Source organism: Paraburkholderia sediminicola (genome assembly GCF_046026675.1).
GTDB classification, from domain to species: domain Bacteria; phylum Pseudomonadota; class Gammaproteobacteria; order Burkholderiales; family Burkholderiaceae; genus Paraburkholderia; species Paraburkholderia sediminicola_F.
In genome coordinates this window covers 845887-867488 of the sequence record NZ_JAQQEY010000002.1, presented here as the reverse complement: position 1 = coordinate 867488, position 21602 = coordinate 845887, and the positions used below count along the sequence as shown (strand labels likewise).

Below are 21602 nucleotides of genomic sequence, written 5' to 3'. Positions count from 1 at the left end.
AGTCAGTGCGCCGCACCACGAAGCACGGCGCACCGTGAGTTGAACACTCAGGCGCTACCGCGGCTGCCGCGTGCGATTTCGTCACCGGCGCCTTGCGGCAAGCGCGCGGTCACCGGAATCGACAGGAACGAGAACAGACCGACCACGAGGAACGCCGGCCAGAAGTCGGAGAACACGATAGTGGAATGACCCTGCACGTTATGCGAGATTTGCAGCACGATGCCGGCAATCGTCACGCCGAGCCCCAATGAAATCTGCTGGATCACGCTCGCGACACTCGTCGCGCGGCCAACGTCGCGGCTTGGAATATCCGCATACGCCAAAGTATTCAACGAGGTGAATTGCAAGGACGGGAAGAAGCCACCGAACAGCACCACACACCAGATCAACCAATGCGGCGTGCCCGGAAAGAACAGACCGTAGACGGCAATCGCCAGGCCCGCGCAACCGGCATTGAACATCAGCACCGTGCGAAAACCGAACCGTTCGAGAATGCGCGACGCAGCCGCCTTCATGAAGATCGAGCCGAATGCGGACGCGCAGGTAATCGACCCCGACTTGAACGCGGTCATGCCCAGACCTTCCTGCAAGGCGAGCGGCAACAGAAACGGCACCGCCCCGAGGCCAATGCGAAACAGCGAACCACCCACCACGCTCGCGTGAAAACTCGGAATGCGCAACAGCCGCAAATCGAGCACCGGCAATTCGACGCGGTTCGCATACAGCACGTACACCACCAGCAGCAGCACGCCGATCACACACATGCTTACCGATACCGTGTTGGACACCAGTTCGCCGCCTACCAGCGAGAGCCCCAGCATGAACAGCGACGCCCCGCTCGCCGACAATACGAAGCCGGTCCAATCGAGCCGGCCGGGATGCGCTTCGCGCACGTTGGCGATGTGCTTGTTGGCGAGCCAGATACCCAGCAGGCCGATTGGAATGTTGATGAAGAAAATCAGGCGCCAGTGCAGATAGGTCGTGATGAAGCCGCCCAGCGGCGGCCCAACTACCGGCCCGAGCAACGCGGGCACCGTCAGATAGTTGACCGCGCGAATGAAGTCCGACTTCGGCACCGAGCGGAAAATGATAATGCGCCCCACCGGCACCATCATCGCGCCGCCGATGCCTTGCACGAAGCGCGCGACCACGAAGGTGCCAAGCGACGTGGACGCCGCGCACATCAGCGAGCCCGCCATGAAGACGCCGATGGCGGTGCGAAAGACGGTCCGGGAACCAAAGCGGTCAGCAACCCAGCCGCAGATCGGAATGAAGACGCCGAGGCCGATGACATAAGCCGTCACGGCGAGCTTGAGGGTGATGGGGTCCTGGCCGAGATCGCGCGCCAGAACGGGCAGCGACGTCACGATGACCGTGCCGTCCACGTTTTCCATGAACATCGCACACGCGACGATCAGCGGAACGATGAAAGTGCCTAAAGCGAGAGGCATTGGCATGACGACGGGTTGCAAGGCCGTCGGTGTAAAGCTGCGATTATCGCATCGCATCGACAACAGATGTTGTTAAGCGAAGCCTTTTCGTGCTCGCGCGGATGACGCGTCGCTATCCGGCGCCCAATAGTTGAGCGCACAACGAAGCTGAGCTGCTTACGAAAAAACAGAAGTGGAAAGGAAGAGAAAAACGACGCGATGGTGAGCCGGCATACAGCCGGTTCACCATGCAATACAGCGGCAATTCAGGAACGGGACTTAACGCGATGCACTGACCAGCGGTTGCAGCTGCGGCAGAATCTCGGTGCTTGCGCGAGCGACGTCGTTCGGGAAGTCGATCTCGATCCACGGCGCGCCGGTCACGTCGGCCGTGTCGAATACCTGGCTGCGCTCCAGCAGGAGGTCGCGTACCGCTTCTTCGTGCGGCATGTTGGCCCGGTCGCTATCCACGTAGCCCGCAACGATCTGCGCGAAACGTTGCGCGGTTTCCTGGCGGAAGCGGAAGAAGCCCACCGATTCGCCGATGGTGTCGTAGTCGAGATTGACGGCGAGTTGCTTGCGCAATTCGACCGGTACGCCGTCTTTCAGGCACAGCTTGACGGGTTCGTCGCCGGCTTCGAAATCGCGGTCGATCAACAGGCGGTTGACCGTCTCGCCCTTCACCAGCGCGCTCAGAATGCGCTCGTCGTAGAGCACGTCGGCATCCATCAGCAGCACGTCGCCGCCGCGCGTCAGCGGCTCGGCCACGGTGTGCACCGTCAGCACGCTGCCCAGGTCGTAACGCGGGTTCAGCACCGTTTCCACTTTATGCGGCCAGTTGATCCGCTCCAGTTCCGCCTGCACCGATTCAGGCTGAAAACCGAGCGCCAGCACGACGTCGGTCACGCCGGCGGTTTCCAGCATTTGCAGATGCCGTTCGAGCAGGCTCATGCCGTCGAACTGCAACAGGCACTTCGGGAACTGTGCCTGCGGCGGTTGCTGGAGACGCAGGCCGAGGCCCGCTGCGAGGATGATGGCACGCATGCACAGTCCTTTAAAAAATTCGGAGATTAATCGACAGCCGGAACGCGCCCTGTGGCGCGCCGCCGTTGCCAGCTTCGTTCGCTGAAGTGCAACACCAGTAGTCCAGGCAAACCGAGCAGGATTTCACGTGCACGCTTGGCGAGCGACAACGCCAGCGCGGCGTCCGGCGGCAAGCCCACGAGCGGCGCGAGCAACAGATAGCCGCCTTCCTGCACGCCGAGCGAGCCTGGGATCATGAACGCCGCGCCACGAATCGCCTGGCCGAGACTTTCGAGCAGGAGTGCGTCGACCCAGTCGACCGGATGACCGAGAAAGCGCAGGGCGAGCCACACCTCGACCGTGCCGACGATCCAGCCCGCCAGACTCAGGGCGAAGCTTGCCGCGACGCGGCCGCGCTCGCGGTAGATCGCCTGCACGGCGCCGTCGACGGCTTCGGCGCGCGTCATCAGCGACGACCAGTCGCGCTTGCCGAACAGCTTCGAGACTACGCCCAGCAAACGGCCGAACAGGCCGCGCCGCTGCGCGTAGTAGAAGCCTGCGATCATCGCACCCAGCACGCCGGTGGCAATCAGCGTGGCGGTTCGCAAATCGTGAAGCGCACCGTGCGCGGCGTAGGCGCCGAACAGCAGCAGCCCGAGCAACGCGAAGACGATTTGCGCGACCGCCTGCGCCGTGGTGCTGACGGTAACGGCGGCGGCCGCGTCACGCATGCGCATGCCGCGCTGGGACAGTTGCCGCACCATCACCACCGGGCCGCCAATCTGTCCGGCCGGCAACAGGCTATTCACCGATTCGCCGATCCAGCGTGCGAACAATGCTTCGCGCACCGTCGCGTCGTGATGCACGCCGTCGCGCTGACGCTGGAACAGCACCGAGATTGCGCCGGCGTCGAGCACCAGCGGCACGAGGTGAAACGCCGCGACAAGCACGAGCCCCCAGCCGGCCGCGGCCAGCGCCGAGGCCACGGAGCCGAAACCCTGCCACGCGAGCAGGCCGACAAAGAGCGCCGTCCCGATCGACAGCAGAATCAGGGCCGCGCGTGTCATGCGGGGTCCTTGCGGCGCTTCGTCATCTGACGGAAAACCTGGCGGAAACCGAAGTACGCGATCGCGTCCTTCATGTTCGAGATGAAACGGCGCCACGGCCGCATGTTCGGGTCGGTGACGTATTCGAAGGTGAGCGAGACGCGCATTTCGTTTGCGCCGGCCGGCGTGATGCGATGACGCAGCTTGTCGCCGTCGAAGAACACCAGGCCACCCGGCGGAATCTGCACCGAGCCGGGTTGATCCGGCACGTCCGGATTGCGCGTATGCAATTCGTAATCGAGCCGGCACGACGATTCGTCGATCACACCGAGCAGCAACGTATAACGGCGGCCGTCATAGTACGAAGTATCGTAGTGCCAGCCGATGTGGTCGCCCGCCCGCGTGTAGTAGTACAGCGCATAGGCGTGCGGATCGTCCGTGGGCGACACTTGTAACTTGTCACCGCTGAGTTGCTCGAGCCAGCCGATCAGTTCCTTCGAGCGATACAGTTCGGCGATAAACGGCGCGAGACGGTCGATCGTATGACGGCTGACGCTGCCGCCCTGCTTGTGGCCCGGCAGATAGTTGCGGTTCACTTCGTCGAGGAGACCGCGCGCGCTCTGCACGAGCTGGGCGGTGACTTCGGGCGCGAGGAAATCTTCCTGGTACAGGAACGCGCCCTGATCGGTGAAATCCTTTGAGAGACGTCGTGTGTCGAACGTGCGCGTGCGGCTCGCTACGGCGCGATCGGCATTCGGCGCAGACACGGCCGACGATGCCAACGAAGATGCCGGCGAACGTTCAACTGAATTTGGTGCGATCACGTCGTCTTCGGCGTGCATACTCATTCACTGGCCCACATTTGACTGGTTTCAGACGCCTTGACGGGGGCGAGCGCCGAGCGTGCGGCGCGGCGCGCGACGCGCCAGTAATCGACCACCACCCAGACGGCAAAAAGCGGCGCACCGATCGACGCGACCACAACGAACGGCATGACGACGCTCGTCAGCGTGACGATAGGTAGCAGGTACAACACGTCTTCAGTTTCGAAACCGCCGACCGATGCCTGCTTTGTTCCTGCCTTGCCCGCCATATCCTCGATACGCATGCGCAGAAAGAAAATCAGCGCGACGGCAACGCCCGCGACGGCGCCCAGCCAGCCGGGTGAAACATTCAATGAGCCGACATGTGTCGAACCGACACCCATGCCGACGAACAACATGACGGTCACGAGCGCGTCGCAAGCCAAATCGTAAAAATGACCGATCCGGCTCGACTTTCCGCCGATGCGCGCGAGTTCGCCGTCGGTGTGGTCAACAAAGTTCGACAGCACGATCAGAAAGGCGCCCGCATTGGCCCAGGCGAATCCGCCGTGGGCGAGACAGAGCGCGCCGGCAAGCCCGATCAACAGGCGCAGCGTGGTCAGATGGTTCGGCGTGACCCACGTGTTGACGAGCGGCGTGACTAGTCGGCGGGCGAGCCTCGCATCCCATGTTCGGGGGGCCGGAACGTTAATTGGAATTGGTGGTCGCGAATTCATAACCCGGAAATATATACGGGATCGTAAAAGCTTGCTTCCTTCCTTAACGTTTTCTTAAGCGCCCATTGTTGCCGATACGTGTCAGACGCCGGGCAAGATATGCCGAATCACGTTAAAGTGCGAATCCAGTTGCGCCTGTCACGCCCGATTACTTCGATGCGCAATGTCTTTTCGGGGTGCGGCGCATCGCCGCCGCCCGTTGCGAACTCACTACATCGAACGCGGGTCGCCATTCACGTATATGAAACGCTTCTTTTCGTCCGTACTCCTTGCGCTGGCTGCCGCCGCGCTGCCGCTCAGCAGTCATGCTGCCGCTCTCGACACACCGCTCACCTGCAATGAGAGCGGTCATCAGTTCATTGCCGATCTCGCTCAGCAGCAGTTGATCGATCCGAAACCAATGCGAGTCGAAAGCAACTCCATCAATGCGTTTTCACCGGCGCAGGGCGCCGACCTGACCGCATTCGGATTTCACGTTTTCGCGGTGGTCGGCTACGAAAAAGACGACCCGATGTTCCACGTCGGCGACGGTGAACCCGTGGCCCGCTCCGCCTATGGCGTCGTGGTGTTCGGCGGCGAATCCAAGGTCCAGGCCGCGCTCACCGAGGCCGGCAGCACAGCGATCGTGCATCGGGTGGCGCCGCTCGTGACGGCGATTTTCTGCAAGCGGAGTTGAGGCGGCGGGTCGCGCCGCCCTGCTCGCCCTCCCTACAACTTGATCCCCGCCGGGTCCGCCGTCAGATACCCCACCGTCGCGCCAAAGCGGTCCTTATAGTTCGCCCGTACGAGCGGATCGAGCGTCGATTGGACCTTGTCGTGCAACGGACTTTCCCAATCGCCGACATGCTGGAAGTTGCTCATCACGTACGTCCAGCCGTTGATTTCGTCGACCGCGTGCAGGCCTGTCGACTCCGCGCCCGCGGGGCACGACAACACACGTGCGAGCGCCTTCGTGTCGACGTTGTAAGCCCACAGAAAATTGTTGACGTGCATGCCGCTGTCTTCGCCGATAAAGAGCGTGCGCAGTTTCTCCGAGAACTTGAGGTTGTCCGGATTCGCGATGCGCTCCGGGTTCGCCGTGTTGCCAAGCACGTCAGCGGACGACAGATCCTCGCCGACCAGCGCCACGGGCGCGGCCATGTCCACCGGCACCCAGTCGCTGTTGATCGCGCCGCCGCTGCGGTCGCGCTGGCCGCCTTTCATGTTCAGCGCGTAAACCGCACCGGCGTTGATCGCCTTGTCGACAGCGACATCGGTCGATGCGGCGTGAGCTCGTACCATCGATTTCTCGATGCGTGACATCGCCGAATACAGCACCTTGTCCTTGATATTGACCGTCGTGCCTTCGAGCTTCGTGAAGCCCATGCTGCCGCCCGCCAACGCTGCGTAGCGATGCGTTTCGAGGAAGGTTGCCGCCTTCGTCATACCCGGCTTGACGCGCACCCAGTTGAAGGTGCCGTTGTAGTTGATCTTCGTGTAGGTCGAATCGGCCGGGTCCCTGGTCGCGACGTCCATGATGTCGCTCGCGCTCAGCTGGTTGGCGAGCGCCTCGATTTCGTCGCTGGTCGCGTGGCCCAGATTGATCCAGGAAAGCGTTGCCGCCCCCGCCCCGCTCGACGACACCTGCATCCACTTCGCGACGTACAGCGTGCCCGCCGACAGATCGGCCTCGCGATCGGCGATGAACATGAAGAGGCCGCCGTTGGTCGCGTCGTCGCCCATCAATACGGTGCGCTTATCCGGCATCACCTGAATCAGTTCATGCGAGATGCGGCCGAGGCAGTAGTGTTTCCTGATCGTGCCGGTGCCGTCGGGATTAACGGTCACTTCCGGCAGATGGCCATAGTGATAGGGATTGGCGGCGGTTTCGTCACCGTAAAGGCTGCGGCTGAAGCCCTTGAACTGACTGTTGCTTGCGATCGTCGCGGCGTCCGGCTCGTACTCTTCGCTCGACAGATGCGTGTTCCAAGGCGACAGGCTCGCGCCGCAAGTGATCCACAAACCATGCGCCTTCGACGTATCGACGTTGTGGTAGCCCACCAGCGTGAGCTTGCCCGTGGTCGGGTCCTGATCGAGTGTGAGCACGGCGATCGGCGACGGCAACTGGCCATACATCGACTTCAGACTCTGATCGCGGGTCGCGTATTCGAACTGCACGACAGCGAATACCGCATTGCCCTTGAGGCCCTTCACCGTGGGCTTGTCGAGACGAATCAGCGAACTGCCGTCCGGGCAGTCCGAATAGAACTGGCGCTCTTTGCCCGCTACCGATTTATCGACGATCGGCTGATTGTTGATATCGAAGTAGCCGCCGGCCAGGATCGTCCCGCCCTTGATGTTCGGCACCGTGTCGCCAGTCACGAAGAACGGCTGGTACGCGAGCTTGAACGTGCGGCTGCTGCCGTCGCTCAGTTGTACCGACAGCGTCGAGCCGACCGTGGTTTTCGCCATCGCGGCGGGGTCAGCCAGCGTCGGCGCGGCCATGCCGCCGAATGCCGCCGAGACGAAGTTGGCCACCGGCTTGACCGGCGTCGCAGCCAGCCCGTCGCCTCCGCCGCCGCACGCGGTCAGCATCGACGCCGTTGCAAGGCCGCCTAACGGCAGCATCGGCGCACCAGCGAGGAGTTTCAGGGCCTTGCGGCGGGAAAGGTCGAACGGCTCTGCCATGTTGTCGTGATCCAGGGTTTGGGTAGCGTGGGTAAATGCACAGCCGGCACGCACTCAGACCCAAAACCGCATGGTTCACGCTCGCGCCGCTATGACGCGAGGATTCTATGAAGTGAATATGAAAGTATGTTGACAGGCCTTAGTAATATTAAATTCAGCTGTTGTTAGCTGAAACCCGTCACCGCCGATCTAGCCCGGACGGCGGAATTCGTTTTCGACCCACGCAGCAGCACTCGCCTTGCTCAGCTTGAAGTTCGGCGCCACCTGCACTTGCGCGAGCTGTTCGCCGAATGTATCGAGGGCGGTCAGCAGCGCATACGGTTCGTCTTCGTCGGGAACGATGTCGAGCGTGATGTCGAGTTCGTCATTGCCGTCCGCGCTGGCCACGCGCACTTCTTTATGCAACTGGGCGCGCAGTTGCTGTTCATGGCGGCGCAACACTTCAGACGCGGTTTTCACCAGCGTGTTGAACGCCGACGTGTCGAGCGGCTTCGGATCTTTCTTGTTGCGACCCATCGTCCACGGGCCGACGAGCGCCGGCTCCGCTTCGCCGTCCTTGATCATTGCGACGGCCCAGCCTTCGTCGTCTTCGTTCTTGATGACACGCGCGGTCCAGCCATCATCGCGCCACAGACGCGCTTCGTGCTGGGTTTCGGGCACTGCTTCTTCCAGATGCTCGAGCGGGGTTTCGTGGATTTCGGACACGCCTTCCGTCGGGGAGTCAGCAGCGGTGTCGGACGATGGAAGGGGGGAATTGGTCATTACAGGTTTACTCACGTTCGCGGGGCGGAAACACAACTCAAGCCTGCGATTCTACCCGCCCCACACCCGCCGAACGCGGCCCTCTGACGAACGGACAAGCCAGGCACGCTCTTCGCCAATCGAAATAGTGCATTTCGTTATTCGCGGGAACTTATAAACCGATAATAAAACATTCGAAAAAAACGCGGCCCGAAAGCCGCGTATAAAGAGATGAAAAAGACACCCCTGGTCAGGGGGTGAAACGAATTGTAGAACCGTAATTCGCCGGGATAGAGCACACGAATTGGAAGAGTCCATTGCAGAAATCAGAATGATTCTAAAATCAGGCAACGACGCGCTCAAATCCTTACTGAATATGACATAGATGGAGCGTCGCGATCCAGCAACACCGACAATTTGACGAATAGTTACAGCGGCATCGCGCACGAATATTTTTTTCTTTATTTACCCGCACTTACACAGCTCCCAATCCGCTATTCCGAATTAGAAAATGCATTGTTGCGCCATACGCGCTTAAAGATATAAATGGCAGGCATACACTTCGCAACGGATCGTCAGGCAGCCGGCGCAATCGGCTGTTAGCACTGGAATGCGATTCTCTACGCACTGTCCCGGAGTTATCTAAACATGAAAAAAACCCTCATCGCAGCAGGCCTCATGGGCGCGTTCGCCATCACCGCTCACGCACAAAGCAGCGTTACGTTGTACGGCACGCTGGACGCCGGTCTCGTCTATTCGAACAACCAGGGCGGCCACAGCAATTGGCAACAAGGCAGCGGTTCGGTGTCGAACACCTACTTCGGCCTGCGCGGCAGCGAAGACCTTGGCGGCGGTCTGCACGCCATCTTCACGTTGGAAAACGGCTTCAACCTGAACAATGGCCTGGACTCGGAAAACGGCACGATGTTCAATCGTCAGGCGTTCGTCGGTCTGAAGAGCGATCAATACGGTGCGCTGACACTCGGCCGTCAGTACGACTCCGTGGTCGATTACCTCGCGCCGCTGTCCGAAGCGGGCGCAGGCTTCGGCAACAATCTCGCCGCCCATCCGTTCGATAACGACAATCTGGACAACTCGTTCTCGATCAAGAACGCCGTGAAGTACACGAGCGCGAACTACGCCGGCCTGAAATTCGGCGGCCTGTATGGCTTCAGCAATTCAGCCGGCCAGTTCTCGAACAACCGCGCATGGAGCGCCGGCGCTTCGTACGACAACGGCCCGCTGAGCATAGCCGCCGCTTACCTGCAACTGAACAACTCGGGTAGCTCGAACCTGAGCGGCGCAGTCTCGCAAGGCGACGGCACCGCGGCTGTCGCGGCGAACCTGCAACGCACGTTCGGTGCGGGCATCAACTACACGTACGGCCCGGCAACGGCTGGCTTCGTGTACACGCATACGCAACTGGACGGCATCACGGGCGTGGACGTCGGCGGCACGACGCTGCCGGGTGTGGCGGGCACGAACCTGCATCTGGACAACTACGAGTTGAACGGCAAGTACGCACTGACGCCGGCACTGAGCCTCGCCGCTTCGTACACGTTCACCGACGGCAAGATGTCGGGTTCGAACGGCTCGGGCGATCCGAAGTGGCACACGGTGTCGCTGCAAGGCGACTACTCGCTGAGCAAGCGTACCGACGTGTACGTGGAAGGCGTATATCAGCACGCAACGGGCGAACTCGGCAACTTCGGTGCGAACGTGGCGGCGATCAACACCCTGGCGCCGTCGTCGACGGGCAACCAGGTTGCTGCGGCTGTCGGCCTGCGTCACCGCTTCTAAGTTCTTCCGGTGGCACGTGCAGAACGGTGTACCAGGCCGCTCTGCAACTGAACCCGCGCATGGCACGATCACGCGCGGGTTTTTTTCACGGTGCTTACGTTCTTACGTTTCGACGTAGCGATAGTGACGGCGCAAGCATGCCGTGGGTATACTGACGTCGGCGGCCTTCCTTGCCGTAACGTCGTTGCGGTTGAACGGCTGCTTCGTCGCGAAGCATGACGTTGTGTTCAATCGCGTTGCGCTTCGCCCGCGCCCCAAGTTCCCGTGCACGATCGGGGACGCCGACGATCGGACCATGAAAAGACTTCTCCTGCTTGCTCCCGCTGCTGCCCTCACTGCTCTTCTCGCTGCCTGCGGTTCCAGCGGCCCCGCCCGCGACGCGTCCCAGCCGATGATGTACGTGTCTTCGCAGCGCGCCCCTGCTTATATCGCCGATTGCCTCGAAAGCAAGCTGTCACGCGTGCGAATGTCTCGCGTAGGCGACGCGACCGAGATCGCTGTCGGCTCCGATTCGAACAACTCGTATTTGGTCACGCTGAGGCCGTACAACGCCGGCTCGGTCATCAAGGTGATGCATCCCGCGAATGCGCCGGACGATCCTCCTGAACCGGAAATGCGCGTCGATATTGCGCGCTGTGCGACCTGAGGTTTGGGTCACGCGGCTGCGTTGTTAAGGACGACACCGAAGACCACGCCGATGCGCGATTTTTTATCTCGCGTGTCGGCTATTTTTTTATCCGCTCATCTGCGAACATAGCCGCCCCTTGGCTTTTATCCGGCGCGCTGCGTCGTGAGGTTCGATGGCATCCAACAAAGCACATCACGCGACTGGGTTTGCGGCCGGCGTTATCGCGGCGGCTGTTGTCGCGCGCGTCGGCGGCGGTGGTTCGTTTCATATCGGCGTGTTGCTGAGTTTCATCGCCGGAGTGGCGGGGAGTACGGCGCCGGACTGGCTGGAGGTGGCGTGGTGGTCACGCGCGCGAAGGCTGTGGATTACGCATCGTACGTTGACGCATTGGGGTGTGGGGTGGGTCGCGTTGCTAGTGGGTTCTTATCATTGGCTTGGGCATTCGGTTTATGCTGCGCCGGTGTTTGGGTTTGCTTGTGGGGGATTGATGCATCTGTTGGCCGATTGGCCGAATCCTTTGGGTGTGCCCTGGGTCGCCGGGCGGCACTCTTTGAATCTTTGGAATAGTGGGCATTGTGATTTGATCGTTGTTGCGGCTTCGTGGGTCGCCGCGTGGTTTGTTAGTGAGCATTTCTGGTTGCATGGGGGATCGGTTTTGAGGTTTTTTAGAGTTGGGTAGACGTTGGCGTTTTTTGCCTGCGCGGCGCTTTTGTCAGTGTTCTTAAGGCTTTGGCCTTTCCTTGTTTTGTTAGTGGTCTATTAGCGTTGCCCCTGTGCGGGGCGGCACCTACTTTTCTTTGCTTGCCGCAAAGAAAAGTAGGCAAAAGAAAGCGGCTCAAACCACTCCTGCTAAGTGGGGGCCGTAGGTCGCGTAGGGTAGTGGTGCATCTGGAATCTGGGGTCGTGCACCTGCTTGCGCTTGTGACAAGGGTGTCATTCTTCCGGCGACGCTGCGCGCGCCGAAGCGTTGTTCTTAACCCCGTTGGTGTGCTTTATCGCCGCTTCGCGGCGGCGTAGTTGGCAGGGGTCATGCCCATCAATCGCACGAATGCTCGGGTCATGTGGCTCTGGTCCGCAAACCCCGCTGTGGTGGCCGCGTCTGCCAATGTCGCGCCGCGTGCGATCAGTTGCCTCGCAAGTATTACCCTGCGCTGCATCCTGTATGCGTGCGGTGGCAACCCCATCTCGTGCGCGAAGCCCCGTAGCAGCTGGAAGCGGCTCATGCCGGCGTCCGTAGCAAGGTCGGTTAGCGTGAGCGGTGACGACGGGTCGTCGTCGATGCGTGCCCTCGCTCGTTCAATCGGGCCAAATGGCTGTGCTAACCGCGGACGTGCATGCGTAGTCGCGTGAGTTCGAAGTAGATACCCAAGCAACTCGAGCATCGTCTCCTCCCGGATCAGATCGTCCGGCACGGATTGCGCTTCCACCGATACTGCGAACAGGCGCTCAAAGAGTATCTTCAGCAGTGGGTCGTGTACCACCGGTTGAGTTAGTTCGATCTCGTGCGTGGCCATACCGCTTAACTCGATCGCGGCATCGCTCAGCATCGATGGCTCGAAATACAGCATGCGCCATGCACGTCCGCGCTCGTCAAGCGGGCTGCCGTCGTGTACTTCTCCCGGATTCACCATGATCGCGTCGTTCGCCCGCGCTTCTACTACGCCGCGACCGCTCGATGATCGATGTCCGCCTGTGACGATCACGCCCACGCCGAAGCGGTCATGCGAGTGGCGCGGAAACGAATGCGCCGTTTCGGCCACCGTCGCTTCGACGCCAGCAAGCGCACAGCGAGGCATGTGAACGCGGCCGCGTGACATGGTGCGCCTTTCAGAAGTTAACTAGCGTTCCGCGCAGCACAACACGCGGCGGTCTGCACGCTGAATCACGCAGCGAGCCGTATGCAGATCGCCAGAGCACCCCGCGCACCAGTCCTCGCGGCAAAGTGCGAGATGACGCATGAGCCAACACGCTCATCGACCGCCCCCTTCGTCCGTGCCCGTGCGCTCGCCCTCGCGGATCTTGCCTTGCGATACGCTGCTGCCCGGTGGCACGCTGTGCGTCAGCCACACATTGCCGCCGATCACCGAGCCGCGCCCGATCGTCACGCGGCCAAGAATCGTCGCGCCGGCATAAATCACGACATCGTCTTCAACGATCGGATGGCGCGCGTTGCCCTTGACCAGCGTGCCGTCAACGTCCGCCGCGAAGCTCTTCGCGCCGAGCGTCACGGCCTGGTAGACACGCACGCGCTCGCCGATGATCGCGGTCTCGCCGATCACAACGCCCGTGCCGTGGTCGATAAAGAAACTCGGGCCGATGGTCGCGCCCGGGTGAATGTCGATGCCGGTCGCCGAGTGCGCGATCTCGTTGATGAAGCGCGCGAGCAAGGGCACGCCGAGGCGATGCAGCGCGTGCGCAAGACGATGGTGCGTCATGGCCCACACGCCTGGATAACACAGCAGAATTTCAGTGATGTGCTGCGCGGCCGGGTCGCCGGTGAACGCGGCCTGAATATCGCTGACCAACAACGCGCGAATACCGGGCAACTGCGTGCCGAACTCGCGCGCGACGTTGAACGCGCGCTCCTTCAGATCCGCATCGGGCGTTTCGCCGAACTCGGGCAGAAAGCGCAAGGCGCGGCGAATCTGTTCGGCAAGCAATCGCAGAGTGCTTTCGAGCGTGTGGCCGACGTAGTAGTCGACGGTTTCGTCAGTTAGATCGGGAGCGCCGTAGTGCGTGGGGAACAGCGCCGCACGCAAGCCGGTGACAATCCCGATCACCGCCTCGCGCGACGGCAGCTCGCGAATGCCGAGCGGATGCCGCGTGCGATGCAATTCTTCACGCGAGGCGCGCAGGTCCGCGACGATCTGTTCGAGACCCCAGTTGTGGGCAGGCACGTTTGGCATAAAAGGACGGCGCCGCGCGATAGGCGCGGTTCAGAGTGATTGTCCCAAGAGATTACCGCGTTTTGCCGCGGCTCGCGCAACGTCGCGCGGCTGCCCGGTATGCCGGTCCGCGCGTGGCGAACGCGCTTCAGATAGTCACGCTGCTCGCATCGATCCAGCGCACGGCCCAGTCGCGTGCGTGCGCGATAGCGGTGGCTTCATCAGGAAAACGCAAGTCGGTGGGGAAAAAACGGTTGGCGACCAGTTCGCCGTCGCTCGAGCGGGAGATGACCACATAAGGTTGCCAGCTGCCGTCGCCCACGCGCGCCGGCGCGCAATTCAGCAAGTAGCCGCGATGTGTGAATGCAGCATCGAAATGCATGTGTCACCCGCCCTGACGGCCCCGTAAGATGTTTTGAGTAGCGCGCGTCTGTTCGGCGTGTGTTCGCTGTCAGGCTATGTAAAAAACAGCCGGACGCATGTCGTCGATTTAACCGCGCTTCGCTCGTCGGAGTAAGATCATACTCTGTAGAAAATAGGCGTCCATTAAAAAAAACGAAAAGAATCGCAGACGCAATCGTCACGTGAAATGCCCGCATATGTCATTGCACATAAACTGCGAGGCAACCGCGGTACAACTCACACGCACAAAGAGGTTGTGCGAGGCGGAACAGGTTTTGCTGCACTTCAACCATGTCCTCTTCAATGGAGAATGCATGATGAACAGCGATATCAACAAGCCGGCAGACGCCGGCAAGCAACCGCGCACCACCGGCCCGAGCACAACGGAACTGCATAACGACCGCACTCACGACAGCACGGTCGACACCGACGGCAAGAATCTCGAGGCCGCCCGCATAGCCGGCCACAGCCCGATCTCGCCGGACGAGATCACGACGTCCAACGCAACCCTCATCAATAGCGTGCCAGAGGCGCAGGACGGCATGGCCGGCTTCGACAGCCGGGTTGGCGGCAATCATCTGCTGCTGGCGCTCGAGCCGGGCTGCACGGTCATCGACAAAGGCATGGTCGAGCCGCAAGGCGTCGATTCAGAAGATGATCTGTTCGATGACCCGCGCCCGATCCGCAGCCGCCGCGAACGTGGCCGCGTTCATTTCGCCCTTAATCACCTGCGGCCCACTCGTGTGATTGAATTGCATCGGGCGAAATAACTATTCGCGCGGCGCGTATTCGTTTGAATTGCGCCGCGCGCACCGATTAATCAGTCCATTCCAAAGTTCGCACCGTTTGAATGACGGTGCGCGTTTCGTTACGGATTAGAAACTCAGGGTTGCAGGACCTGCAAGCCGAACGGGCTTTTTCCGCCGATCGTTGGCCGACACAATTGACTGCACGTCCAACACCAAACGGAGCAGCAGATGAAAAAGATTGTCGTAATAGGCGCAACCGGCATGGTCGGCCAGGCAGTGAGCACGGCATTGAAAGCACGTCATGAAGTCATCGAAGTGGGTGCGACGCGTGGCCAGTATCGCGTGGACAGCACCGACCCGGCCAGCATCGAGCGGCTCTTTAGCGAAATTGGTAGAGTCGACGGCATCGTCACCACCACCGGCAAGCTGCATTTCGGCCCGCTGCCGGAAATGAGCGTCGAGCAGTTCTGGGTCGGTCTGCGCGACAAGCTGATGGGTCAGATCAATGTGGTGCTGGGCGCCCAGCGGTACGTGAATGACGGCGGCTCGTTCACGCTGACGAGTGGCATTGTCGGCGACGAACCGATTCGCGAAGGCGCGAATGCAACCACGGTCAATCTGGCCCTCGAAGGTTTCGTGCGCGGCGCCGCGATCGAATTGCCGCGCGGCATCCGCATCAATGTGGTGAGCCCGACCGTACTCACCGAAGCGCTCGGTGCTTATGCGCCCTACTTCCGCGGCTTCGAACCGGTCACCGCCGAACGTGCCGCACAGGCCTATCTGCGCAGCGTGGAAGGCGCGCAAACGGGCCGGGTGTATCGCGTGGGGTATTGAAGTCCTCCGTAAGCTCAGTGAATCTCCGGCTCGCCGGTTGCATCCGTCTGCGCGCCGCCGCGCTGCAGGAAATCGAAGTCGCAGCCTTTATTCGCCTGCAGCACGTGCGCCTGATGCAAGGCGCCGTAGCCGCGCGTAAACCGCGGCTCGGGTCTGACCCAGGCGGCCTTGCGGCGCGCCAGTTCTTCCTCCGGTACGAGCATGTTGAGCTTGCGCCCCGGCACGTCCAGCTCGATCAGATCACCGCTCTGCACCAGCGCAAGCGGGCCGCCGACAAACGACTCCGGCGCGACGTGCAATACGCACGCGCCGTAACTCGTCCCGCTCATCCGCGCATCCGAGATACGCACCATATCGCGCACGCCCTTTTGCAGCAGTTTCCGCGGGATCGGTAATTGCCCCCATTCGGGCATGCCTGGCGCCCCCACCGGCCCCGCATGCTGCAGCACGATCACGCAGGTTTCGTCGATGTCGAGTGCTTCGTCGTCGATGCGCGCGGCCATGTCGTTGTAGTCCTTGAACACCACGGCGCGGCCGGTGTGCACAAGCAAGCGCGACTCGGCGGCGCCGGGTTTGATCACGGCGCCGTCGGGCGCGAGATTGCCGCGCAGCACCGCGAGGCCGTTATTGGGCAGAAGCGGCGCGCTGCGGCGGCGGATCACCTCGTCGTTGAAAATCGTCGCGCCTTCGAGGTTTTCGCCGAGCGTGCGGCCGTTCACCGTTTTCTGTGAGCGGTCGATCAGGTCGCCCAGTTCGGCGAGCATGGCTGGCAATCCGCCCGCGTAGAAGAAGTCCTCCATCAGATACGCGCCGGTCGGACGAACATTCGCCAGCACCGGCGTGCGGCGCGAGATGTCGTCATAGCGATCGAGCGTCAGTTCGATACCGGCGCGGCGTGCGAGCGCAATCATATGTACGATCGCGTTGGTCGAACCAGAGAGCGCGAGGCAGGTGGTCACGGCGTTATCGATTGAACCGGCGGTGATCAGGTCAGACGGCTTCAGGTCCTCCCACACCATCTCGACGATACGCATGCCGGTTTTCGCCGCCATCTGCGCGTGCCGCGAATCCACTGCGGGAATGGAGGCAAATCCGGGCAACGTGAAGCCGAGCGCTTCGGCGGCGCTGGTCATCGTCGACGCGGTGCCCATTGTCATGCAATGCCCCGGCGAGCGCGCGATACCGCCTTCGATACCTTGCCAGTCCGCTTCGGTGATCGTGCCCGCACGCAATTCGGCCCAATACTTCCAACTGTCCGATCCGGAGCCCAGCGTCACGCCGTTCCAGTTGCCACGCAGCATCGGACCGGCCGGCAGAAAAATCGCCGGCAGATCCATCGAGATCGCACCCATCAGCAAGGCGGGCGTGGTCTTGTCGCAACCGCCCATCAGCACGACGCCATCGGCGGGATACGAGCGCAGCGTCTCCTCGGCTTCCATTGCGAGGAAGTTGCGATAGAGCATCGTGGTGGGCTTCTGGAACGGCTCGGCGAGTGTCTGCACGGGCAGTTCGACCGGAAAGCCGCCGGCCTGCCAGATGCCGCGTTTCACTTCCTCGACACGTTGCTTGAAATGCGTGTGGCAAGTATTGATCTCGCTCCACGTGTTGAGGATCGCGATCACCGGTTTGCCCGCGTACTCCTCGCGGCTATAGCCCATTTGCGCGGTACGCGAGCGATGGCCGAACGAGCGCAGATCGTTTAAGCCGTACCAGCGGTGGCTGCGCAGTTCTTCGGGGTTCTTTCTCTTCGTCAACGTCTGTGCTCCTTCACGCGCGACACGATCTGCGTCGGGCTGACGAATTGCAGCGCGATCAGCACCCAGATCAACGTGATCGCCATGTAGATCATCGCCATCGCGTCGATTGATTGCGGCGCTCGCACGCCGGTTGAAAATACAGCGTAGTACAAGGCGACCACGAGCGTTTGCGTCGCGGGGCCCGCTGTAAAGAATGTCAGTTCGAACATGCCGATCGTGCGCACCAGCACGAGCAGCCCGGCCGCCAGCATGCCGGGCACCAGCAGGGGCAGCAGCACGTAGCGAAAATAGCGAAACGTGTTCGCGCCGAAAATGCGCGCCGCCGCTTCGAGATTGGGATCGATCTGCTCGATGAACGGCGTCATCACCAGAATGACGAATGGCAGCGCCGGCACGAGATTCGCGAGAATCACGCCGCCCAATGTGCCCGCGAGGCCGACTTTGTACATTACCGTTGCCATCGGAATTCCGTATGTCACGGGCGGCACCATCAGTGGCAACAGGAAAATCAGCATCGCCATGCGCTTGCCGCGAAACTGCACGCGGGCGAGCGCATACGCCGCGGGCACGCCGAGTACAACCGACAACACCACCACCGCGCCGACCACTTCGACGGTGACCCACAATACGCCCGCCAGTTGAAAATCGCTCCATGCCTGCGCGTACCAATGCAGCGTAAAGCCTTGCGGCAACAAGGTGCCGAACCAGCGGGTCGCCAGCGAATTCACCGCGACGGTCGCAATCAGCAACACCACGTTGACGAGAAAGAACACCATCGCGCCCCACACCAGCACCTGCCAGATGCGTCCCGGCACGCTGGCGCGCTGCTTCACGCGCTTACTGGGTTGCTCGGCGCCGTCGTTGTTTTCCTTCGACGCAGACCACGAAGGATCCGCGGCGTGGTGATCGCTAGCCATCAGCCTTTGCCTCCCGTCACCGGACCGCTGTAAAAGAAGCGGCGCGCACCGAGCATCGCGGCGACCACCAGCAGTTGTACGAAGCCCATCACCATCGCGATCGCCGAAGCAAGCGAATAGTCGTAGCTTTCGAACGCGGCTTCGGCTGCGGCGATCGACATCACGCGCGTCGGACCCGCGGGGGCGCCCAGCAGCACCGCCGACGGAAACACCGAGAACGCCTGCACGAACGACAAACAGGCGGCCATCGTTAATCCAGGGACCAGCAGCGGCAAATAGATCCGACGGAACTGCTGCCACGGACTCGCGCCGAGCGTGGCGGCAGCGCTCGCGAGCGTCGGATCGATGCCGGTCACGTAGGACAGCGTCAACAGAAACGCAAACGGAAAGCCCGACACGATCAGCGAGATCAGCACACCCCAGAAGTTATGCGTCAGACGCACTTCATTGGTGTAAAGATGCAGCCCTTGTAACGCCTGCGGAAACCAGCCGTTCGGGCCGAAGTACGTGAGCATGCCGTCGGCGATCAGCACGGTGCCGAGCGTGACAGGAATCACCAGCAGCGTCGTGACGAGTTTCTGATAGGGTGAGTTGCGGCGCAGCGCGAACGCCACCGGAACCGACACGCCAACATTAATCAACGTCGCCGGCACGGCGAGCTTAAGCGTGACGAGAATGGTCGGCCACATCGACGTGTCGGTGAAGAACGTCAGATAGTTGGCCCACAGGCCGCCGCCGTTCATCGGCCGGAACGACAGCACTAAACCATACGCAAACGGATAGATGAACAACGCCACGATGAAAATCAAAGCCGGCGCGACCAGCCACGCCTTGGCGTCGCGCGGCGCGAGCGGCGGCGACAACGTGGGCGTGTTCAAGCAGCCTCTGCGTCATAGACGAGCGTACGTGACGGCGGCACGCGCAGACTGATGCGTTCGCCCTCTTCGAATTCGCCCGCGATGCGCGCCCACAAATCGCCGAAGGCGGTCTTCACCCGCAGCAGTGAATCGTGGCCACCGTATTCCACGGTGGCCACCAACGCGTCGAAGGCGTTTTCCACGCCAGGTGCTGCGCGCTCCATATCCTCAGGGCGCAGCGCAACGCTCACGCGCTTGCTGTTGAAACCGGCCATCGGTGTGCCGATCAGACGCACACCATTCACGCTCACTGCAACGCCATCGCCTTGCGTGCCTTCGAGCGTGAATTCGGCTACGTTTCGATAGCCCATGAAACGCGCGACGTGCAAATTTTGCGGCCGCGTGTAGACCTCTTTCGGCGTGCCGACCTGCTGCACTACGCCCTCTTTCATCACGACGATGCGATCAGCCATGGAAAGCGCTTCGTCCTGATCGTGCGTCACGTAGAGCGTTGCGCGTTCGAGCTGACTGTGGATGCGGCGAATCTCAGCACGCATTTCGATGCGCAGCTTCGTATCGAGATTCGACAGCGGTTCGTCCATCAGAATCAGTGGCGGTTCGATCACGATCGCCCGCGCAATCGCCACGCGCTGCTGCTGACCGCCCGACAGTTGCCCGGGCAGCTTACGTTCATGACCGACCAGTTGTACGAGCTGCAATGCTTCGCGCGCCCGGCGCATGGCTTCGCTCTTCGCGACGCCACGCATCTTCAAGCCGAAGCCGACGTTATCCAGCACGCTCATATGCGGAAACAGCGCGTAGTTCTGGAACACCATGCCAAAGCCGCGCTTTTCCGGCGGCAGCACGTCGATGCGTTTATCGTCGAGCCAGATGCCGCCGCCGCTCAAGGGCTGCAATCCGGCGATGCAATTGAGTGCCGTCGATTTGCCGCAACCCGAAGGTCCGAGCAACGCAATGAACTCGCCACGCTGGATATTCAGATCGAGACCTTGCAGCGCCGCGACCGCCTGGCCCTCCGCATTCGTGAAACTGCGGCTCACCGAATCGAGCCGCAACTGCTCAAAGTGATGCTTCATGGCGGTTTCCTGATACGCGGCTATTTGGTCTTCTGCGCGCCGACGTCGCTGTCCCACTTCTTGAAAGCCGCGACCATCGCGGTGGCATTCAGCGGCAAAACATGCGGACGTTCCGCCAGCAGCTTCGCGTACTCCGGACGGCCGTATTTCTTCAGCACATCCTGGCTGTGCGCGGGCGCCTGCTCGATGCTCACGCCCTTGATCGCCGGCCCGGGGTAGAAATAGCCGTCGTCATAGGTCATGGCCTGTTGCGCCGGTTCGAGCATGAAGTTCATCAGCTTGTAGATCACGTCGAGCTTTTCCTTCGGCACGCCCTTCGGAATCACCATGTAGTGCGCGTCGTTCACCCACGTCATGTTGTCGAATGCCTGCACGCGGAATTCCGCCGGCACGATGCCGAGCGCGCGCGGGTTGATGTCCCAGCCGGTCACCGTCACGGTCATGTCGCGCGTACCCTCGCCGAGCTCTTTCATCACCGCCGAGGTGCCGCCGGGATAGTAAGGAATGCAATCGTTCAGCTGCTTGAGGAAAGCCCACGTCTTGTCCCAGCCGTGAATCGGATCTTGCGGATCCTTGTCGCCGAGCACATAAGGCAGGCCCATCAGGAAGGTGCGGCCGGGACCGGAGTTCGCCGGCCTCGCATAGATCAGCTTGTCCGGATGCGCCTTGCACCATTGCAGGAGTTGCTCAGGCGTTCTGGGCGGATCGCTGACTTTCGCGGGGTTGTATTCGAGCAACGGACCGGCCGGCATATAGGCGACCTCGAGACCGAAGCCTTGCGCGAGGTCCTGCATCTTGCGCGGACCGGGCGCGTATTTGTCGAGCACACCGGGGAAGGCCGCGGCATTGTCCGGCAATAGCTTCATCCAGAGATTCTGTTCAATGCCGGCGGCCAGTGCGTCGGTGCCCGTCAGGACGAGATCGATGTCGGAACGGCCAGCGGCCTGCATCGCCTTGATCTTGCCGGGCAACTGCGGCGCGGGCGCGTTGGTGAACGTGAGATTGGCGACGAGATTCGGATACTTTGCCTTGAAGGCTTCGAAACCCTTCTGCGTGAGTTGAAGGTCGCCGGCCACATCGACGATATTGAGCGTTACCGGATCGGCCGCATGAGCGGTGGATCCCAAGGCGGCGCTTGCCACGAGACATACGGACACCAGCCTGAGCGCCAACCTGCCTGAAACAGTCATTGCGTCTCCTCGCTTCTTGGTATGGAAGTCCGCCGGCCA

The 21602-nt window shown here is 61.5% G+C and carries 21 protein-coding genes; 6 read left to right on the top strand and 15 right to left on the bottom strand.

The features are described 5' to 3' along the window. Positions 1 to 47: 47 nt before the first annotated feature. The 5 genes from PQQ86_RS23805 to PQQ86_RS23785 all read right to left on the bottom strand — a co-directional run bounded on the left by PQQ86_RS23805 (position 48) and on the right by PQQ86_RS23785 (position 5039). Entirely contained in the window at positions 48 to 1451 is a 1404-nt protein-coding gene (locus PQQ86_RS23805) for an MFS transporter (RefSeq protein ID WP_200573016.1), read from the bottom strand. A gap of 258 nt (positions 1452 to 1709) precedes the next feature. After that, a complete protein-coding gene (locus PQQ86_RS23800) occupies positions 1710 to 2474 on the bottom strand; it encodes a phosphocholine cytidylyltransferase family protein (RefSeq protein WP_408272446.1) in 765 nt (254 codons plus the stop codon). A 26-nt stretch (positions 2475 to 2500) separates the two neighbouring features. Then, the gene (locus PQQ86_RS23795) at positions 2501 to 3520 is read right to left on the bottom strand and encodes a flippase-like domain-containing protein (RefSeq protein ID WP_408272443.1); all 1020 of its coding nucleotides are present in this window, start codon (positions 3518 to 3520) and stop codon (positions 2501 to 2503) included. Beyond that, a complete protein-coding gene (locus PQQ86_RS23790; RefSeq protein WP_408272441.1) occupies positions 3517 to 4347 on the bottom strand; it encodes a HalD/BesD family halogenase in 831 nt (276 codons plus the stop codon). The genes PQQ86_RS23795 and PQQ86_RS23790 overlap by 4 nt, the downstream gene beginning before the upstream one ends. Next, positions 4344 to 5039: a CDP-alcohol phosphatidyltransferase family protein gene (locus tag PQQ86_RS23785; RefSeq protein ID WP_408272438.1), complete on the bottom strand. Its 696-nt coding sequence runs from the start codon at positions 5037 to 5039 to the stop codon at positions 4344 to 4346. The genes PQQ86_RS23790 and PQQ86_RS23785 overlap by 4 nt, the downstream gene beginning before the upstream one ends. 241 nt (positions 5040 to 5280) lie before the next feature. Between PQQ86_RS23785 and PQQ86_RS23780 the strand changes: the two genes are divergently transcribed. Further along, on the top strand, positions 5281 to 5715 hold the full coding sequence (locus PQQ86_RS23780; protein WP_408279339.1) for a hypothetical protein: 435 nt from the start codon (positions 5281 to 5283) through the stop codon (positions 5713 to 5715). Between the two features lie 32 nt (positions 5716 to 5747). Here PQQ86_RS23780 and PQQ86_RS23775 read toward each other — a convergent pair whose 3' ends face one another. Together PQQ86_RS23775 and PQQ86_RS23770 are read right to left on the bottom strand one after the other, a co-directional pair. After that, on the bottom strand, positions 5748 to 7706 hold the full coding sequence (locus PQQ86_RS23775; protein ID WP_408272435.1) for a PhoX family protein: 1959 nt from the start codon (positions 7704 to 7706) through the stop codon (positions 5748 to 5750). Positions 7707 to 7895: 189 nt separating this feature from the next. Beyond that, complete coding sequence (locus tag PQQ86_RS23770; protein ID WP_408272432.1) at positions 7896 to 8468, bottom strand: hypothetical protein; 573 nt, start codon at positions 8466 to 8468, stop codon at positions 7896 to 7898. A 627-nt stretch (positions 8469 to 9095) separates the two neighbouring features. On the opposite strand from PQQ86_RS23770, the gene PQQ86_RS23765 reads away from it, so the two are divergent. From PQQ86_RS23765 to PQQ86_RS23755, 3 genes are all read left to right on the top strand, one after another. Then, a complete protein-coding gene (locus tag PQQ86_RS23765) occupies positions 9096 to 10247 on the top strand; it encodes a porin (protein ID WP_408272429.1) in 1152 nt (383 codons plus the stop codon). 295 nt (positions 10248 to 10542) lie between these two features. Beyond that, positions 10543 to 10893: a sugar ABC transporter ATPase gene (locus PQQ86_RS23760; RefSeq protein WP_408272426.1), complete on the top strand. Its 351-nt coding sequence runs from the start codon at positions 10543 to 10545 to the stop codon at positions 10891 to 10893. A gap of 154 nt (positions 10894 to 11047) precedes the next feature. Continuing rightward, positions 11048 to 11554, top strand: coding sequence for a metal-dependent hydrolase (locus PQQ86_RS23755; RefSeq protein WP_408272423.1), 507 nt, complete (start codon positions 11048 to 11050; stop codon positions 11552 to 11554). Between the two features lie 313 nt (positions 11555 to 11867). Here the strand turns inward: PQQ86_RS23755 and PQQ86_RS23750 are convergent, their stop codons facing one another. The 3 genes from PQQ86_RS23750 to PQQ86_RS23740 all read right to left on the bottom strand — a co-directional run bounded on the left by PQQ86_RS23750 (position 11868) and on the right by PQQ86_RS23740 (position 14142). Next, positions 11868 to 12671 carry an AraC family transcriptional regulator gene (locus tag PQQ86_RS23750; RefSeq protein WP_408272420.1) on the bottom strand — a complete coding sequence of 268 codons (804 nt, stop codon included), beginning with the start codon at positions 12669 to 12671 and terminating at the stop codon, positions 11868 to 11870. 174 nt (positions 12672 to 12845) lie between these two features. Continuing rightward, positions 12846 to 13781: a serine O-acetyltransferase EpsC gene (gene epsC / locus PQQ86_RS23745; RefSeq protein WP_266223469.1), complete on the bottom strand. Its 936-nt coding sequence runs from the start codon at positions 13779 to 13781 to the stop codon at positions 12846 to 12848. Positions 13782 to 13908: 127 nt separating this feature from the next. After that, positions 13909 to 14142, bottom strand: coding sequence for a hypothetical protein (locus PQQ86_RS23740; RefSeq protein WP_408272417.1), 234 nt, complete (start codon positions 14140 to 14142; stop codon positions 13909 to 13911). A 337-nt stretch (positions 14143 to 14479) separates the two neighbouring features. Between PQQ86_RS23740 and PQQ86_RS23735 the strand changes: the two genes are divergently transcribed. Next, entirely contained in the window at positions 14480 to 14932 is a 453-nt protein-coding gene (locus tag PQQ86_RS23735; RefSeq protein ID WP_408279337.1) for a DUF3005 domain-containing protein, read from the top strand. A 207-nt stretch (positions 14933 to 15139) separates the two neighbouring features. Continuing rightward, positions 15140 to 15745 carry a short chain dehydrogenase gene (locus PQQ86_RS23730; protein WP_408272414.1) on the top strand — a complete coding sequence of 202 codons (606 nt, stop codon included), beginning with the start codon at positions 15140 to 15142 and terminating at the stop codon, positions 15743 to 15745. Positions 15746 to 15759: 14 nt separating this feature from the next. Here the strand turns inward: PQQ86_RS23730 and araD are convergent, their stop codons facing one another. The 5 genes from araD to PQQ86_RS23705 all read right to left on the bottom strand — a co-directional run bounded on the left by araD (position 15760) and on the right by PQQ86_RS23705 (position 21563). After that, positions 15760 to 17499: an L-arabinonate dehydratase gene (gene araD / locus PQQ86_RS23725; protein WP_408272412.1), complete on the bottom strand. Its 1740-nt coding sequence runs from the start codon at positions 17497 to 17499 to the stop codon at positions 15760 to 15762. Then, a complete protein-coding gene (locus tag PQQ86_RS23720) occupies positions 17496 to 18278 on the bottom strand; it encodes an ABC transporter permease (protein WP_408279335.1) in 783 nt (260 codons plus the stop codon). The genes araD and PQQ86_RS23720 overlap by 4 nt, the downstream gene beginning before the upstream one ends. Positions 18279 to 18418: 140 nt before the next feature. Then, a complete protein-coding gene (locus PQQ86_RS23715; protein WP_175048955.1) occupies positions 18419 to 19297 on the bottom strand; it encodes an ABC transporter permease in 879 nt (292 codons plus the stop codon). Beyond that, a complete protein-coding gene (locus PQQ86_RS23710) occupies positions 19294 to 20373 on the bottom strand; it encodes an ABC transporter ATP-binding protein (RefSeq protein WP_408272408.1) in 1080 nt (359 codons plus the stop codon). The genes PQQ86_RS23715 and PQQ86_RS23710 overlap by 4 nt, the downstream gene beginning before the upstream one ends. Positions 20374 to 20393: 20 nt before the next feature. Next, positions 20394 to 21563, bottom strand: a complete 1170-nt coding sequence (locus PQQ86_RS23705) for an extracellular solute-binding protein (protein WP_408272405.1) — start codon at positions 21561 to 21563, stop codon at positions 20394 to 20396. Positions 21564 to 21602 lie beyond the last annotated feature (39 nt).